The sequence below is a fragment of the Stenotrophomonas sp. S39 genome (assembly GCF_016624665.1).
Taxonomy (GTDB): Bacteria; Pseudomonadota; Gammaproteobacteria; order Xanthomonadales; family Xanthomonadaceae; genus Stenotrophomonas.
Map to the genome: position 1 here is coordinate 50,004 of NZ_JACVTT010000001.1, position 17,605 is coordinate 67,608.

Annotated in this window: 11 protein-coding genes and 2 pseudogenes; 8 read left to right on the plus strand and 5 right to left on the minus strand. The window is 59.4% G+C overall.

Annotation, left to right across the window (positions count from 1 at the left end; translation table 11 throughout):
• Nucleotides 1-489 precede the first annotated feature (489 nt).
• Nucleotides 490-1,998 carry a DUF4365 domain-containing protein gene (locus IAE41_RS00250; RefSeq protein WP_200731538.1) on the plus strand — a complete coding sequence of 503 codons (1,509 nt, stop codon included), beginning with the start codon at nt 490-492 and terminating at the stop codon, nt 1,996-1,998.
• Between the two features lie 124 nt (nt 1,999-2,122).
• Here IAE41_RS00250 and IAE41_RS00255 read toward each other — a convergent pair whose 3' ends face one another.
• Nucleotides 2,123-2,581 carry a hypothetical protein gene (locus tag IAE41_RS00255; protein WP_200731539.1) on the minus strand — a complete coding sequence of 153 codons (459 nt, stop codon included), beginning with the start codon at nt 2,579-2,581 and terminating at the stop codon, nt 2,123-2,125.
• 106 nt (nt 2,582-2,687) lie between these two features.
• Between IAE41_RS00255 and IAE41_RS00260 the strand changes: the two genes are divergently transcribed.
• From IAE41_RS00260 to IAE41_RS00275, 3 genes and pseudogenes are all read left to right on the plus strand, one after another.
• Complete coding sequence (locus IAE41_RS00260; protein WP_200731540.1) at nt 2,688-2,924, plus strand: hypothetical protein; 237 nt, start codon at nt 2,688-2,690, stop codon at nt 2,922-2,924.
• Nucleotides 2,925-2,929: 5 nt separating this feature from the next.
• Nucleotides 2,930-3,241: a hypothetical protein gene (locus IAE41_RS00265; RefSeq protein ID WP_200731541.1), complete on the plus strand. Its 312-nt coding sequence runs from the start codon at nt 2,930-2,932 to the stop codon at nt 3,239-3,241.
• Between the two features lie 44 nt (nt 3,242-3,285).
• Nucleotides 3,286-3,852, plus strand: a pseudogene (locus IAE41_RS00275) (hypothetical protein).
• A 322-nt stretch (nt 3,853-4,174) separates the two neighbouring features.
• On the opposite strand, the pseudogene IAE41_RS22385 reads toward IAE41_RS00275, so the two are convergent.
• The 3 genes and pseudogenes from IAE41_RS22385 to IAE41_RS00285 form a co-directional block, all read right to left on the minus strand.
• Nucleotides 4,175-4,407 (minus strand): annotated as a pseudogene (locus tag IAE41_RS22385) (hypothetical protein).
• Entirely contained in the window at nt 4,397-4,987 is a 591-nt protein-coding gene (locus IAE41_RS00280) for a thioredoxin-like domain-containing protein (protein ID WP_325166960.1), read from the minus strand. The pseudogene IAE41_RS22385 and the gene IAE41_RS00280 overlap by 11 nt, the downstream one beginning before the upstream one ends.
• Nucleotides 4,962-7,148, minus strand: coding sequence for a TonB-dependent receptor (locus IAE41_RS00285; RefSeq protein WP_200731543.1), 2,187 nt, complete (start codon nt 7,146-7,148; stop codon nt 4,962-4,964). The genes IAE41_RS00280 and IAE41_RS00285 overlap by 26 nt, the downstream gene beginning before the upstream one ends.
• A gap of 332 nt (nt 7,149-7,480) precedes the next feature.
• Here IAE41_RS00285 and IAE41_RS00290 point away from each other — a divergent pair, with 332 nt between their 5' ends.
• Genes IAE41_RS00290 through IAE41_RS00300 form a run of 3 tightly spaced genes read left to right on the plus strand, consistent with a single transcriptional unit; the run spans nt 7,481 to nt 12,942 of the window.
• Complete coding sequence (locus tag IAE41_RS00290) at nt 7,481-10,102, plus strand: TonB-dependent receptor (protein ID WP_325166961.1); 2,622 nt, start codon at nt 7,481-7,483, stop codon at nt 10,100-10,102.
• Between the two features lie 16 nt (nt 10,103-10,118).
• Nucleotides 10,119-11,693 (plus strand): argininosuccinate lyase, encoded by a 1,575-nt coding sequence (gene argH, locus IAE41_RS00295; RefSeq protein ID WP_200731544.1) that lies wholly within the window; start codon nt 10,119-10,121, stop codon nt 11,691-11,693.
• Complete coding sequence (locus IAE41_RS00300; protein WP_325166962.1) at nt 11,662-12,942, plus strand: FAD-binding oxidoreductase; 1,281 nt, start codon at nt 11,662-11,664, stop codon at nt 12,940-12,942. Before argH ends, IAE41_RS00300 begins: the two co-directional genes overlap by 32 nt.
• Nucleotides 12,943-14,332: 1,390 nt before the next feature.
• Here the strand turns inward: IAE41_RS00300 and IAE41_RS00305 are convergent.
• A complete protein-coding gene (locus tag IAE41_RS00305; RefSeq protein ID WP_200731546.1) occupies nt 14,333-16,465 on the minus strand; it encodes a M3 family metallopeptidase in 2,133 nt (710 codons plus the stop codon).
• Between the two features lie 251 nt (nt 16,466-16,716).
• Between IAE41_RS00305 and IAE41_RS00310 the strand changes: the two genes are divergently transcribed.
• A complete protein-coding gene (locus IAE41_RS00310) occupies nt 16,717-16,971 on the plus strand; it encodes a hypothetical protein (protein WP_200731547.1) in 255 nt (84 codons plus the stop codon).
• The last annotated feature ends 634 nt before the right edge of the window (nt 16,972-17,605 follow it).

Here is a 17,605-nt window from a genome sequence, read left to right on the forward strand (position 1 = left end):
CGATCGGGCAGGTGCATCGTCTGTCTGAAAAGGCCACGTGAGGGTCCTTTTCGTGCTCTTGGGGGTGTCGCCCCACATCCACTCTGGGCTCATCGAGTCTCGTGTGGATTTCGTTGTGCATGACAGCCAGCTGTTCGCTCCGAGCTTCCTGATGAGCCTGCGCGAGCGCGATTCGTCTCCACAGGTGTCCCTGTCCGCTGGGGAGCAGCTGAGCCATCCGGCACAAGCGGCTCTGATCGCCGCTCGGCCGGAGCCCGACTTGGAGGAGGGCGGCATCCTTAGGAGCGTCCCATGGACTCCGTTCGACCTAGCGCGCGACGCAGGCTACTCGCGCATGACCGCCACGCGGGTCGCCCGTGAACTGGTGGCGGCGACCCTAGACACCCATCATCGAGAGACGGCACCTGGCCCATGACCCTCGCATCCGCCAGTCTGCGCCAGATTGCCTCGTGGCAACTATGATCAAGCTACTAGCAGGAGGATAGTTGGATGGATTTGCCTCAGAACATGCGGACCGGTGAGCTGGCCGAACTCGCCACCAAGCAGATGTTTGTTGCTTGGGGATGGGCAACCGCGGAGGATGGCCAAGACATCGGGTACGACTTGTTTGTCCAGCCGGACTCAAGTCGATATAAGGGCCAGCGCTTTCTCGTCCAGGTCAAAGGTAAAGGTACCGCCCGCCCTAGCCGCAGAGGAATCACCGCTCCGTTAAAGAAGGCGAGGTTGCGGCAGTGCTTGGCCAATCCCCATCCGGTGTTCATTGTTCGATCCACTGCCGATGGGGTGTTGTACTGGCTGCATGCTCAACGGTGGGCGGAGTCCAACCGCGATCGAATTGAAGGCGAAGGCAAGATTTCTCTGGGCATGGACATTGCGCAGCGATTGGAGGACAAGGACGCCTTTATGGCCTATCTCGACAAGGTGCTAGCCCCGATTGAGACCGTGCACGGAGCAGTGGCCGAGCTCGCACGGAAGAGGGGGCAATACCTTAGCTCCTTTGACCCACGACTCTCCGTCGCGGTCTCTACACACGGTGAGTCTGAGACATATACCCTCATGGCAGCTCAGGCCGGATTCTCCGTTCCTATCGAGATGGTCCATCGCGACCTCGAGAATGCGGCAGCAATGGAGGACGCCTTGAAGTTCGGACTGCCGGTGTCCATGGAACTTGAAGGCATGAAGGTTTCCGGCTCGCCGTTGTTCAGCGAGCTTCAACTTGACCAACTGCAGCCAGCAAAAGTTGACATCCATCGAGACGGAAAGCCAGGGACCGTTACCCTGGTAGCCGGAGTGAGCCCGGCGATGTCCGCCCCTTCCATGGAGATAGCAGTCGATGCATATCATGGGACCGCAGGCGCGACGATGCGCAGTCGCGGGCTCACATCGGCAATGTTTGAGCTTCGCGTGGACCTGAGCAACGACCCGCCAAGGTCCATCTTCAAGCTGGGTCTCGACATGTCGCAGTTCAGCAATGGGCCACTTGCTCGGGCCCCTGGCTTGGCCGAATTTGGCACATGGGCTACAGCGGCCCTCCTAGAGGATGGGTTCGTACTGGACACCAGCTTCAGTCGAACTCGAACGGTGTGGCCGCTCTCGAACACTAAGTCTCCAGCGCGAGGGATGCTCCGCCTGGTCCGCGACCTCTGTCGCCTCCAGTGCATAACGCGTCAGCTCAAGTCTGATTTCACGCTTCCCCCTGGCACTCGGCTCGTCGCGGACGACATCACGGCAATTGGGATGCTCTATAACGTGCTGAGCGGTCGCAAAGTAGCTGCTGAACTGCCGGAGTTTAGGGTTGAGGGGATTGTCGATTTCCCTGATCGAGCGACTGACTCCACATACTGCTGCAAGGTCAATCACGCAGTGCTGATAGCGGGCATGGTCGTTGGGACGATTCCTCTACTTATCAAATTAATCGACTATGAGCGGATTGACAGCCCTGTCGAGGGATCAATGATTCTGCGCGGTATCGATGGCAGCAGTGCCACCATTGTCTGACCGAATCTACCGAGCACGACTTACATGTCACTGGAGAGCAGAGTTCGCTCCCCGGCGGACGCACGGGAAAACCCTGAGCCACCTCTGCAGCTCAACGGCTTCAGCTATGCCTCTAAAGGATGAACTAGCGAAAATTCCCTCTGGATTTGCGTTCGAATATCTGCCGCGCCAATTCCTGATCGATGTGCGTATCCCCGCTATGCGGCGCGACGGTGACGAACAGAGATAGCTCTTCCGGAGAGAATGACCAACTTTCAGGAAGGCGCCACTTGCGCTTGGCCGCTCCGTCAGCGCTATTGCAGTCTCCGCAGATCAGTGTTGGCGGGAATCGGCCGTCGCCATGGCAGTGATGCTCGGCCAGAGTCACGGTGAACCCCATTCCATACTCATCTCCATACGCCTTGCGCCACGCGGGCCCACGGATCTCCGTCCAGCGGATCAACTGTTGAGCCGTTCGACCACAACAAGGGCAACGCCAGCCCGTACTGACGGCGTGGTGATACTTCACTCGGCAGTGCATGCCATTGAAGGCAGCGATCTCATCTGCGGTAGGAATGCGCGAGTACTTCAGGGACTTGGCCATAACGCCTCGAAGTGTTTGCGCGCAGTCAGGGGCACGTAGGGCGGGGGGGCCTTTCTAGGGACCGTGGTACCGCGCGCCAAGTGGTCGACCAAGGTTACGGCCTGGTATGCACAGCAACGGTGACATCCTCCCCGACCTGATTGTTACCCAGGCTAACCAGGAGCACGGCATCGTCGAAGTTCGACCGGGCAGCGACGCCGCGCTTCCCGATCTGCCCTTGGGCTCAAGGCTGCGAATCATCCCCAACCACGCCTGTGCCACCGCCGCCCAGCACGGTGCTTACCATGCGGTATCGACCGGCGGCGATGTTGTAGACGTCTGGCCGCGCTTTGGGGGCTGGTGATCGCCATGATCGTCATTACTGAAGCGCAGTCGGCCGCCATCGCCAGCCATGCACTTGCTTTCGATGCCGTCCGGGACGCGCTCATCGCCGCAAGCGGTGGAGACGCTGCTGTGTTCCCGGTGGTGCACGGGCATGGCACCGAGCCCACCAATCGCTTCACTATCAAATCGTCTGCTGGAGGTGGACGAGCAGGGCTGAAGATCGGGTCCTACTTCCCGACCAACGATACAGTGGGGCTGCCCAGGCACAGTTCGACCACGCTGCTCTTCGATCAATCAAAGGGGCGGATCGCTGCCGTAGTCGAAGTGCCAAGCTGAATGCCTATCGCACCGCCGCAGCGAATGCCGTAGCCACGCATGCATTGGCCCGCAACGATGCGAAGGTCCTAGCCGTCTTCGGGACCGGCCACCAAGCACGGTACGAAGTTGAAGCGATCGCACGCGTGCGCCCGATCTAACGTGTCTTGGTCGTTGGCCGTAGCCCGCGGCGTGCCGAGTCGTTCGTCAATGGCCTGCAGCAGTCCCGTATTCCTGCTGAGCTCAGTGACGCTCGAACAGCCTGCAGGACAGCTGACATGATCGTTACCGCCACCAACGCGGCCGCACCGCTGTTCGAGGCTGATTGGGTGCAGCAGGGGACGCACATTTCCAGCATGGGTTCTGACGCGCCAGGGAAACAGGAGCTTCCTGTAGAGCTGCTGTTGCGCGCCGAGCTCTTCTGCGACCTCTCGGATCAATCGCGCAGGATTGGGGAATTCCAGCACGTTCCGCAGGCCGTGCTGACCGAAATTGGCAGGGTGCTCACTGGAACTGCCCAAGGTAGGAGCACTGGCGATTCCGTTACGGTTTTCGACAGCTCCGGAATCTCGCTTCAGGACCTGTTCGTTGCCAGCGCGGTTATCGACCAGGTGGCCGCTGATTCTCAGTAGCAGGTCCAGGCGGCGCTGGTCCGCGCGGCGCCAGCCACCACGACGATGTCTGCTTCTGGCGGGAAGCGGACATGGCAGGGGTAGAGATGATTTCCGGGGCAGGGCAGGGTAGCTTTCGCCCCCAAGCTGGCGACAACAGGCCTACGCATACCGGGACGACCACTACAGGCTTCCATGGCAAAGTCATGATTACGAAGGCTGCCACCCGCACGGAAGTGCCTTGCATCGCGGATCGCATCGAGGTGGGACCCCGGCGGAGAATCTGGATCGGACCAGATGGTTCTGATGGCTGGTTTGAGTGCGAGTCAGCGTGCACCATTGCTCACTGGGAACGACCGCCTTGCAGCGCGTGTTCAAACCATTCCAGTACGCGCCGGCGGTGAGAATCCCCCAGCACCGCACAAATTGCTGTGTGTGGTGATTCGACCCATCTCGTAGAGCCGATATGCGCTCAAGAATGCAGGGACGATTGAGCGAAAGGCCGCACTCCACTTCTATGCAAAAACGCCATTGCTCGTAGGTCGCCGGGACAGCAGGAGTTGCTTTATTTTTCATGGATCGGCTCACGTTGGCTGGTTGACTGCTTTGCTTCGGCTAGCCAGGCACGAAGCACGGGGTCGAGGCCCGTGTAGCGCCGCCCCTGCCACCCGTTCGCGATGACTTCGCCGCCCTGGCCGATCAAGACCAAATTGGGCGGGGCGATGCCTCCGAGGGTCCGAACTGCTGGCAAGGACTGTAGTTTTCTGTAATCGATGGCTGGCCAAGGCATCTCTTGGCTGCGCATGTAGCGGCGCATGTCCAACTCCGACTCATCTAAGCTGACGTATACAACGTCCGTATCAGTCCCAAGCTCTCTGAGTGCAGCGCGTATGCGGATCAGTTCCGGGGTGAACGCGTGGCAAGGGCCGCACCACGAGGCACCGAAATACAATGCAAGGATGCTTGGAGGGCGTGACCACTTGAACCTGACCGAACGGACCTCGTTGGGCACCACCAGGTTCTGTTCGATCTGATGGCGGAGATCATTCTCAGACGATGCTGCGGCGCCGGCGATCATCACCAGGCCGAACACCCAGAAGGCGCGGCCTGATGCTGTACGACCAGCGCATTTAGAAGGCATATCGGATGCTTGCATAGTAGGCGCGTGCGAACCTCGGTCCATAGACGTAGTCGCTGTCGCGGGATGCACCGACCTCCAGGTCTTTTTGGCGCTGGTCGAAGATATTCCGGACGCCAAAAGAAACGTCGATGCTTCGTCCATCGGCTTGGTGGAAATGCCTAGTCCCGCCCAGGTCCGTCACCCAGAAATCTGGCGTTCTATTCAAAGAGGCGGTGTTGTGGTTGAGCGCATACATTCGACCGGTGTACTTCAGCCCAACGTAGGCATCCCAGTTCTGGCTGGGGGACCAAGTTGCCTGCGCCACCCCCGTCCATTCGGGCGTCTTGAGATAATCTCGAGTCGAAATGACCGTATCGCCACCATCGCCGGTGTCGTCAAAAACCACCTGCGCTTGGTCGTAGCGCGAATGGTACCAAGCGATTCCGGCGGTAAGCCGCAGGTTGTCCGTTGCTTGCCAGCCCAAGTTGGTTTCAACGCCGGCAACCCGGGAGCCACTTGAGTTGCTTCGGACCTGATACAACGATCCATCTTGTTCGGTTTGCACCTCGCTGAGCACGAACGTGTCGCGCAGCTTCGTCAGTGATACCGTTGCGTCCCACATCCACGCCGCGTTTGCGGGGTCGGAGCGCCAGTCAAGGCTGAGCATCCCCGTCAATGCTCGTTCCTCCGACAACCCCGCCTCATTGCGGATCCGAATGGGTTCGGCACCCAGAGTATCGACGTGGAGATCTTCGCTGAAGACCTCAGGTGCTCGGAAGCCGGTTGAGATGCCCGCCCTCAGCTTGAGCCGTTCGTTTGCCTGAAACGCAAACGCAATCCGGGGGGAGTAGACCGGGTCGTCAAGGGTGGAGCTTTTGTCGGCACGTAGTCCCAACACCAGGTCCATGGCGTCGCTGAGCGTCCATTCGTCTTGGATGAATGCCCCCAGGTTGGAAAAACTATCGTTCGACGATGTGCCTAAGGCTTGCCCGGCAGCATTGCGGTTCTCGTCCCTGATCGACTCGTGCTTGTATTGAATGCCGAACGCGATCGCATGGGCTCCCCGACGCCAGTTGAACTGGCTGTCGAAGTAGTGAAGCGGATCCTCGGTGTAGCCATACTGATTGAAAGAGGTGGCTGCAGCACCATCGCTGGCCGGGTCAAGTTGGGTTGCGTCAAACCCCGGGGCGGCGGGATCCGTCACGACATCGCCCAGTCCACCGTAGAAACTGTCCCGTTTGATGTAGGCAAAGGAGTACCCGACGGTGAAATCGACATCATCGTTAACAATCTGATCCCAGCGCACGCCGCCCCGGTGATAGTCCGTCTTGATGGACTCGGCAATGTTCGCCAACCACTCAGGTTGGTCCAGTCGATTGCCGCCGCGCCGCTTTTCATGGGTGAACTGATAGTTGGCGCGCAACGTGGTGCGCTCGTTGGGTGTGTACCACCCCTGGAAGCCGACAACTCGCTGCTCCTTTTCGGTGATTTCGCTATAGCCGTCATGATTGAAATCAATGGCGTCATTTTTGGCGGCTTGCCCCACCAGCGAAAGGCCGACGCGGCCGCTTTCTGAGACCACGTCAGCACGGCCATCGATCCCATGGATCGGCTCGCCCTTCTGAACATCCACGTTGTATCGCAGAAAGCCGCCGTTTTGCGTCGGTTGCCGTGGGATCAGGTTGATCACCCCGGCGACAGCGCCCGGGCCATACAGGGAAGAGCCTCCCCCCTTAACTACCTCAATTGTGTCAATGAACGCGGCCGGGATCTGCTCAAGCCCGTAGACCCCGCCTAAGGTTGAAAGCAGTGGGGTTCCGTCGAACAATATTTGGTTGTACGCGCCAGGCAGACCTAGAAGCTGCGCTTCAGAGGTGTTGCAATTCTGACAGTTGCTCTCTACGCGAAGACCATTGATAAGCTCTGCCGCCTTTGAGAAGTCCAATGCAGCGCGCAATTGGATGTCTTCCCCCCGAAGGACCTCAGTGCGAACCGGCACGTCAGACAGCAGCCGTTCTGTCCGGGTTGCCGTGCTGACCTTGACCTCGACGGCATCCAACTGTGTTGCGCTTCTGCGCAGGCCTTCATCGGCGCGAGCACCTGAGACCAAGCTCAACAGGAGCGCAGCCGCCAGTGTCGACAGGGAGGGGCGCGCAGGCCGTAACTCGCGGCGAAAAAGACCGTTGGGGAGGATCATCAGCACTACCTAAGGGGGGTCAAATTCTCGTTAAAATAACGTTATAACATTGCATTTCCTGTTCCTAAAGTCATGCTCAAAGGCGCTGGTCAGGGGAGGGCCGGCGCTGTTGTCACAGAGCACTACTCATGGTCGGCAGCCACCGGCCACATCAAGAGTCGTCGTAGCGTTCCAAGCTTGCCTCAGCGGCGAGCCAAGAGCATAGAGGCTGGTGGAATCCCATGTCGCGATGGGTGCGGATGCAATGTTATATCATTGCACGTAAGGGGCTGCTGGCCCCCTTGACCGTCCCTCACTTCGGAAATCCCCACTTGAACAGAACTGAGTACTTGGTGGCCAGCCTGCTGGCCTCCGCCATTGCCCTGGCGTTGGCCGCGCCGGCAGCGGGCCAAGAGGCCCAGCCATCCCTAGGTGCCACGTCGCAAGGCAGCCCTCGCTCTGACGAGCCTACTGTCACGGATGTGGCTCCAGTGATGGTGACCGGCACGCGTTTCAATGGGAGGCTCATTACAGAGTCGCCTGTGCCCGTCGACTCGGTGTCGCGAGAGGACCTCCGGCGTACTGCGTCTCCCCTTTTAGAGGATCAGCTGAAAGTCCAAGTGCCGTCCTTCAGCATTCCTCGGCCCTCTACAGCGGGCGCCGTCGACTTCTACACGGCTCCGTCACTGAGAGGATTGTCGCCAGGCCAGTTGCTGGTACTCATCAACGGCAAGCGTCGGCACGCATCAGGCGACCTTTCCATCCACAATCAGATTGGTCGCGGCGACGTGGCTTACGACCTGAATGCCATTCCCAGTGCCGCGCTTGAGCGCGTTGAGGTGCTGCGCGACGGAGCCTCGGCTCAATATGGATCGGACGCCATCGCAGGTGTGATCAATCTCCAACTCGCCCGCGACTTGGGAGCCGGGGCCGATACCAGTTACAGCGTGACAGATCAAGGCGACGGCCAGACTCTGGACACAAATGCATGGGTTGGCTTGCCGGTACGAGAGACGGGTTTCTTCCGCGCGACGGTTTCGTATCGAAAGAGCGACGGTACAAACCGGGCGAAGGAAGACACCCGGCAGCAGTACTTTGGCGGGAACGGCTCCCGCATGCCTTCCGGAAATTTCGGTTCCGGAACAGGACTGACTCCCTCCAATGGCGTCCTCGATCCGCGGGAGGCAACGGTCGACCGCAACACGTTCCGGCTCGGTGAACCGGAGTATCGGCAGAAGTCGATCTTCCTCAACTCTGAGCTCCCACTGACCGAGACTGTGGACCTGTACCTCTTCGGAGGCTATAGCCGCCTCAACGGTGAATCGGTAGGGTTCGCACGGAGAGCAGGTCAGGACGAGACCGTGCGTGCGCTTCACCCCGACGGTTATTCCCCCACGGTTCAAGCCGACCTGGAGAACCGATCCTTGGCAGTCGGTGTGAAAGGGCAAGACCTGGGCGGCTTCGCGTACGATATTTCAACGGTCTACGGGGAAAGCCTGGTCGATTCCACTCAAGTCAACTCCAACAATCCCTCCATGGGTGCAGGAAGCCCAACGTCGTCTTATCGGGGCGGCACTCGCTTTGGCCAGTGGACGACCAACTTGGACTTTACCAAGGAGCTCAATGTCTTCCAGGCTTCCCCCATGAAGCTGGCGTTCGGGTACGAGTTTAGGCGCGAAGCCTACGAGCTGGTGCACGGGGACGTTGCGAGCTACCTCAACGGCGGTGTTCCGATCTTGGACGGCCCCAATGCGGGGAAGGTGGCTCCCGTCGGTTTCCAAGCCAACTCGGGCATCGTGCCGGAAGAGGCCCGGAAAGAATCGCGTCACAGCCATGCCGGCTACATCGAGGCAGAGCAAAACTGGGGACCGCTGCTGGTGTCTGGTGCCATTCGCCACGAGCGCTACTCGGACTTTGGCAACACCACCAACTACAAGCTTGCTTCTCGCTTTGAGCTCTCCCAGGAGTGGGCGCTTCGGGCGTCCGTGAGCACCGGTTTTAGGGCACCTCAACTGCCGCAAAGCTACTTTGCCACGACCTCCATGACGATCGTCAATGGTGCCCAAACGTCGTCAAGGCTTTTGCCGGTCGGAAACTCTGTGGCGCAACTGCTGGGCGCAAAAGCGTTGAGGCCCGAAAAGTCGGACAACGTTTCGCTGGGGCTGGTGTACAACAGCGATGCTATCGCCGCCTCTGTGGACGTGTATCAGATCAAGCTTAAAGATCGCATCGCACTGTCCTCCACGTTCCAGGGTGCAGCGGTGGGCAGGATCCTCACCGACAATGGCTTCGCCGGGGTGAGCTCGGTCAGCTATTTGACGAACGCGGTCGACACGACGACGCGCGGTGTGGATTTGACGGTCCGGTATCAAAAGGAACTGTCAGACGCGAGCCGTTTTGTTGCCACGTTCAGTGGCAACTACAACAAGCAAGAGTTCGACCACATCGCAGGCACCCCGGACGCCCTGACGCAACTTGGTGTGACAACGCCGCTGTTTGATCTGACGCAGCAAGTGCGAGTCACGGACAGCATGCCTCGGGACAAGATGAGCTTGGATCTCGGGTGGGAAAAAGGGGACTGGGAGTTCCACTTCACCAACACACGGTATGGGAAGGTGGGGGCGGTCGCCTTTACCAGCCTCACGCAGGCGCAGATCGGCGTTCTTGCCCCTGGCTACTCAACCAACGCGGTGGCCATCGAGGGGAGTGATCGCAGCCAGCTGATCCAGTACTTCAGTGCGAAGATCATCAGTGATCTGGCTGTCACCTACAAGCCGACCAAGAACTGGGTGCTTTCAGTGGGCGTCAACAACCTCTTCGACGTGTACCCCGACAAAAACATCGCTTCGACCGTGGAAAGCGTGGCTGCCGGCACCAACGGGTCGGACAACGTTGGAATTTTCCCCTACAACTACATCTCGCCCTTTGGATACAGCGGCAAGACGTACTTTGCTCGCGCTCAGTTGCGCTTTTGATTAAGGATCCATTGCAATGAAGAAGAAACGACTCCCAACTGCCATTGCGTTGACGTTGGCTTGTGCGGCTTCGCTCACCGGTATCGCCGCGTCGGCTCAGAATGCCTCCGTGAGCAAAGACGCCACTCGCATCGGGCGAAGCGCCGTGCCGAAGGCCGCAGAGTTCCAAGAGCTTTATGACTTCGACGCTGCAGCGAAGACCCTGCCCGATGCAACGTTCCCCTATGAAGCGCGCCTTCACCGCGCGCACGTGATCATGCTATCGGAGCAAGGGATCATCACTCGCGAAGAAGCCGGCCAGATCCTCAAGGGGCTTGAGGAGGTGGACCGAGCAAGCCAGGCCGATGCAAGCCTGCGGACCTATCTTCCGTACGAAGCTGCGCTTATCCGGGAAATTGGGCCGGTCGCTGGAAAAATGCACACCGGGCGGAGCCGAAATGACCTGGCGAACGCGGTCAACCGCATGTTCTACCGAGACCAGGTGAATCGCATCGTCGAGGCGCTCATTGCCCTGAGGCGAACGGTCGTAAAAAAAGCCGAAGAGAACACCGATACCGTGATGGTGGTTTACACCCATCGAAAGGAAGCTCAGCCGATCACGCTGGCACACTATTTGATGGGAATCTCTGAAAGCTTGGGCAAGTCCATCCAGCGCTACGAGGAGTTGTACGTTCGCATGAATCAGACCCCCCTGGGTTCTGCAGCCGCCGCGGGGACGAGTTGGCCCCTCAACCGTGAGCGCACGGCCGATCTCTTGGGGTTTGATGGCCTTGTCGTCAACACGGTGGAAGGGACGGCTGGCTGGGATCACATCGCGGAGTTGGCGTCGGACAACGCCATCTACTTGAGTGGGCTGGGACGTTTGGCCTCTGAGATTCAGTTGTGGACTACCGACGAGTACCGCTCGGCAGAACTGGACGGCGCGTTTGCGGGGACTAGCAGCATCATGCCCCAGAAGAAGAACCCCGATTCCCTGGAGCGAACCCGACAGATTGCAGCGAACTCGGTTGGCGCTCTCACCTCCGTTCTGACCTCACTCAACGCTATTGAGTATCAGCACAGTGTCGCGCGTGTGCCGCTCGAGCCCCGTTCAATCGATGCCTTGCTTGCAGCAACCCATGCCATGACCGGCGTCGTGCGCACGCTTCATCCCAATAAACCGCAGATGCTCAAATATGCCGCCGAGAACTATTCGACCATGACGGACTTGGCGGACTTGCTCGTCAAGCAAGGGAACATCGATTTCCGCGAGGCGCACGAGATCATTGCATCGGTGGTCGTCAAAGCATTGGATGCGGGCCTGCGCGCAGACCAGATCAATGCATCAATGATTGAGGAGGCCGCCAAGGCGAATTTGGGCCATTCGTTGGGGATCACCCCCCAGCAGGTCAGCGATTCCCTTGACCCTGTCAAGAGCGTGGAGCGTCGCAATGGCGTGGGCGGTCCGGGCAAAATGGCTGTCGCGCAAATGATTGCTTCGACAAAGGTGGAGATAAACGGGGCCTCGCAACGCTTGGCAGAACGGCAGGCCAAGCTGGGCCAGTCCTCAAAACGTCTGGATGAGCAGGTTGCCAGATTACTCCGCCCCTAAGCACCACGGCCGGCGGACTCAGACCGCCGGCCCTCTTCAAAGGCTTCGTATGACTTCACAAACCCGCCGCCGCGTGGCAGTCGTGGGCGGAGGCGTTATTGGGCTCGCGACGGCGCGGTCCCTCGCCGAACGAGGAGCGGACGTGACCTTGTTCGAGCGTTCCCACATTGGCGCAGGGACGAGCGGATTGAGCTTTGCTTGGGTCAATTCCAACGGAAAGAACCCTCAGGCGTACCACGACCTCAACTGCGCTGGCATGCAGGAACACGTCCAGCTTCAGGTCCAAGCCCGGTCGCAGACCCAAGCGGCGTGGCTGGAGGCATGCGGCACCTTGGAGTGGGCCCGGGATGCTGAACAGGTTGCCCGCCTTCGCAGACGCGTCGATTTCCTGAAGCAGCGCCATTATCCCGTCAACCAGCTTTCCTTTGCAGAGCTTCATCGTCGCGTGCCGGATCTTCAATGGGACGGCTGCATAGATGACGTCTGGCAGTACCCCACGGAGTGCTTGGTTCACCCACATGTGCTGATGGGGTGGCTGCGGTCGCAAGCCTCTTCGCTCAGCTGCGTGGTCCGCGAAAATACGGGGGTCGTCGCGCTGGATGAGGCGCCCCAGCGCGTGACCCTGCAGCTAGCAACTGGCGACCAGTGGCGAGGCGAAGCATGTGTTTTGGCCACCGGGCGATGGATCCCGGAGTTGACGAGAAGACTAGGCACTCCTTTGGCGATGATCAACGCTGACGAACCCAATAAGCGGGCTTGTGGCTTCTTGGCGACGACGCAGCCGTTGACTGCTCAATTGGATTGCAATCTCATTACGCCAGAACTCAACATACGGCCCATCGGTGGGGGGCGCCTCATGCTGCAAGCACCCGATCTAGACCAATACGCGCACCCTGCATATGTACCAGCCCTCGATGGCTCGGTTGGCCAGGAGTTTGCAGCACGGCTATCACGCCTTTTCACTTACGTTCGTCCTGCATGTCTTCAATCCATCCAAGTAGGGCAGCGGTCGAGGCCTGCCGACGGGCTCCCCGCCGTTGGCTACTTGGTGCCGGAGGGGAGAGTATATGCAGTCGTTACGCACAGCGGCATCACACTGGCCCCCTTGCTGGGCCGGCTTGCGGCGGAGGAGCTGATGAGCGGCGAAAGGCACCCACTTCTTTCGTCCTTTTCTCCCGCTCGATTGATAGGGAAAACGCAACACGATTTTTCCGAGGTCGAGACCATCCACTATCCGGCCGCACAGTAGCGAGGACGCCTGGCGCTTCCGCCACCGCAGCCTAATGGTGAGCTGGTTCTGAGGGGAGTGGGTAGCCGCCGGGCGCGAGGAATGGGGAGCCCTCGCGCCCGGCCGCAAGCGACGACTGCCTTTCCAGTTTAGCAGCGCAAATTAGCACATGAGAGTGGATTGCATGCGCCTTTGGTAAGGTCGATCAGACCTAACCTCGCCGCTGCTGCTGCTCAGTCGGTATTTCTTTCAGCAGGCCAGCCATCTCTGACGAGAGTCCTCCCTCTCGCGGGCCAGTGCGCTCGCTGCTGACCGTATCACTCGCCGGGTTAGCGCGGTTAACGCCTTTTTCATGCTTTCCTTCAGAAGCTTCGGCCGAGAACCGCTACGCTGGATGCTCCTGCTGATAGGGCTCGCCGTGGCAATCGCGTTCTACATGGGCAACTTTCTATGGATCGAATCACGTCGCAGGAATCAGTGCGATGCCAGCATGCCGAAGCAGAAGCGAGCCACAGTTTGCTCGAATCCATGTCCACCGGTGTGCATCTGGACTGCGTTACCGGCATTCGGCAACACTGGCCGCTACCCATTGGCTTCCTAGCCTGGTCGCCAATGTCCCGGCATGGCACGAAAGCATCTACCATGCAGTCTTCGTGCTGGTAATTGTTTGGGCACTCCTACGCGGGGATCCACGCTTAGCGGATGAGCTGCTGTACGTCGGCGCTGCGGTGACGGCACCGATCCCCGGCCGTAGCCTCGCGGCGTTGGCCGACCTGCCAGGCAGCTGGAATCATTCAAGTACTGGGATAGCTTTGGATGCGAGCGCAATTGTCGCTGCTGTCATTCCCTGGCATCTGGCGAGGCATGCCGCGAATCGTGCGGCGGTGGTCCACAAAGACAGCATTTGGGTGGACCGCCAAAGGGGAGGAAGGTAGATGTGGGGGCGGGGACTAGGTATGCCGTTGGAGCTGATTGCGTGTCCCCAGGCCCTTTCCGGTGAGGTATTCCTGATTGGTAAAGCTTGGTGCCGACCGTCGTGGCAGTCGATGGCCTTCGTCGCTGTTCTCCATATCTTGGCTCCCCAGAGTGATTGGATGAATTGAGCCACACGATCTGCTGAACCCAGGCGATTGGGTGACAGCGGAGGGGGCGGAGCCACGCACAGTGAGCTTGAGTGGCTTGGCGACATTGGGCCGAGTACACCTGTGCTGCAAGAAAGCAGCACAGGATCTTTCCCGCCGTGTCTCCCGACTTTCCCCGTCTTCTGGAGGATTGATTTTCGGGAGAGGGGGCAGTTAGCCGACTACTCCGGGACGACCATTTTGTAGCTGGGCCAATAGATCCACTGGCCCAGCTATGCGATATTTTCAAAATCCTAGCAAAGTCCAATTCGCGCCTTCTAAGCGTTGCGTCATTGCTTCAATCCTCGGTTGCGCAATAGCGCATCCGCGGTTGGCAAACGGCCTCGGAAGCGGATGTAGCTCTCTGCCGGATCACGGGTGTTACCGCGCTCGTAGACCTCCTGCCGCAACTTTCGCGCAAGCTCCGGATTGAAGACATCACCGGTCTCAACGAAAGCATCGAATCCATCCGCGTCCATCGCCTCGGCCCACGTGTAGGCGTAGTAGCTGGCCGAGTAGCCGCCGTCGAAGATGTGGCTGAAATGGGGCAGACGATGACGCATGCCAACCTCCTTCGGAACGCCGAGATCGCGCAGCTGCGCCTCTTCCCAGTCACGTGCATTGAAGTTCTTTGGAAGTTCACTCAGCGAATGCAGCCGCATGTCAAGAATCGCAGATGACAGCTGCTGCACCGTTTGAAAGCCCTGATTGAACGTCTGCGCCTTCAGTAGCGCCTGCAGCATGGTCTCCGGCATCGGCTCTCCCTTGGCGTTGCGTGCATGTTCCCGGAGGATGGAGGGGGCGGTGATCCAGTGCTCGTAGACCTGAGAGGGAAACTCCACGAAGTCACGCGAGACCGCCGTCCCGGAAAGGCTTGGGTAGCGGGCCGTCGACAGCAGGCCATGCAGCGCGTGGCCAAACTCATGGAAGAGAGTCTGCGCCTCATCCAGCGAGAGCAGCGCCGGCTGGCCCTGTGCTGGCTGGGGGATGTTCTGGTTGTTCACCACGATGGGGGTATCGCCGAGCAGCGTGTTGGGAACGCGAATGCTATTCATCCAAGCACCTGGGCGCTTCGTAGGACGAGCAAACCAGTCGGCGTAGAACAGACCAACCTTGCGGCCGTCAGCCTCTCGAATTTCAAAAACCCGCACCCCGGAGGCGTACACCGGAATGTCCTTGCGCTCCACGGTTGTGAGGCCAAAGAGCTTTTGGGTGGTCTCGAACAGCGCGTCAACCATTCCTTCCAGAGGCATGAATTGCTTTACTTGGGCCTCATCGAGGGAGAAGCGCTCGCTTCGGATCTTCTCGGCGTAGTACCGCCAGTCCCACGGTTCGACTTTCTCGATACCGTCATTGGCCGCAAGAACCTGAATGTCGTGAAGCTCTTCCTTGGAACGCTCCAGCGCTGGGCGGTATACGGACATCAGAAGACCGAGCGCCGCCTCGGTGTTCTTCGCCATCGAGTCTTCCAGAACGAAGTCCGCGTGACTCTTTGCACCCATCAGCTTTGCCCGCTCGGCGCGCAGGCTCACGAGCTGGGAGATGATCTGGCTGGTGTTGTTGGCATTGGAATTGTCACCCCGATACGTAAATGCCCGCCATATCTTCTCCCTGGCCTCCCGATTCGGGGACAGCGTCAAGAAGGGCTCAGCTGCCGAGCGCGTAGCTGTGAAGAGATACTCCCCGGGCTTGCCTGCAGCTGCCGCGGCTACGGTGGCGGCGCTGACCTGGTCGGCAGGGAGGCCCTGCACCTCATCAAACGAAAGGGCTACATCGTTGGCCTTTTGGTCGGAGAGAAGCTTCTGGCCAAAGTCAACGCCGAGCTTCGCCAACTGTTCGTTGATCTCCGCCACCCGAGCTCTCGAGGCAGGGGAAAGTGCAGCTCCGGCCCGGACAAAGCTGGAATGCGTTTCCTCAACCAAGCGCAGCTGCTCGGGTGTAAGGCCAAGCCGGGCGCGCTTCTGGAAGACGGTATCTACGCGCTTAAAAAGGTTCTGGTCCAACAGAGTATCGTTGGACAACCGTGCAAGCTTGGTAGCGACGTCCTTCTGAATAGCCTGGTTGGCATCAGTGGCATCGGCGGACGCAACGGTGAAGAACGTACTCGAAACTCTTGCCAATTGCCTTCCAGAGCGCTCCATCGCCTCAACAGTGTTCTCAAATGAAGGCATTGCGCTGTTGCCAGCAATTCGAAAGCTGTCGGCCCGCGCCTCGGCAATAGCTAGATCAAATGCGGGCACGTAGTGCTCTGGGCGAATCAGGTCGTACGGCGGTGCGCCGTCCGGGGTGTGCCATACCCCAAGTAGGGGATTGGAATTGGGTGCCTGTTGAGCTTGTGCAACGGTCTGCGCAGCCAGCGCAGGCATGGCTGCAACGAGGCTCGCTGCAATCGCGGCAGAGAGGATGCAGATGCGTAACACCATGGTTTGACTCCGGGGCTGATGGGTTGTCGAGCGGATCGAAAGCGGCGGGGGGCGTGTGCTGGCTCGCGTCGCCGGCATGGCAAAGAGGGTGGTACTTACCCTTGAGTGGATGTTATAACATTGCATCTACGGGCTTGGGGGAATCGCCGCTCAGCAATCGGCTCTGACTCTGCATCGACCTCAACCCTTGGTGATCGTGATCCATCACTCCTCATGCGAAACTGCCGGCCACTGTTAGCTATAGAATCCGCATGACGACAACGCGCAACATCCTCTCTACGAGCATCGCTATGGGGATCCTTACAGCCCCCCTGTACTCACCCCATGCACTAGCACACACCGCAGCACCGCCTGCCGCCTCTACGCTGGATGCCATTAATGTCAACGGCATGGCTGAAGATGTAAGCAAGATTGCCTCGACGGTCACCATTGTCAGCGCCCAGCAGATCCAGCTCAGTGGCGGCAATCTCGGAAAGGTCCTTGACGGGCTCCTTGGTGTCAGGTGATCAATGAGATTGATCGTTTACGGGATGCTGTCCTGCTACTGGCTGGGGACAGCCCATACAGGGAGTACCTGCTGCGTTGGACGCTACGCGCACTGGAAACGGCCGGATTACGGCCTATTGACGCCAAGGAAGTACTCATAAGTATGGAGCCCGTTTCATCGAAAGCCAGCTGGCAATGTGCAACCGGGCCGCAGCCAAGCTCACCGATCGCGCACTGGCTTTAGCGATTATGCGACACACGGCTGACCTGCAGGCGCACGCCCTGGCAGCGTCAAAGCAGCTAGGCGGCCTGCTGCACGGATGTGACTACATCGTTGCGACCGAGCCGGCGTGAGCAGCAAGCACCGTGCGAAAGAAAGACGATCCACGCTCTGCGGACGAAGCACAAATAAAGGGTAGCCCTGTGAAAAGCACTTCGCCCCAATCCATCGCGGGGAACCTCGCGGTACCGCAGCGAGACGGGGTAGAGCTGAAGATTGAAGCAATCAGCAGTATTTGTGACAAGCGGGGGGTTAGGCTGACCCAGGCCCGTCGTCGCGTGCTTCGTATGCTGGTCACAGCTACAGGTCCTCTCAAGGCCTATACGATCCTAGAGGCCGTTCGGAGGGAGAGCCCTAATACGGCTCCGACTGCG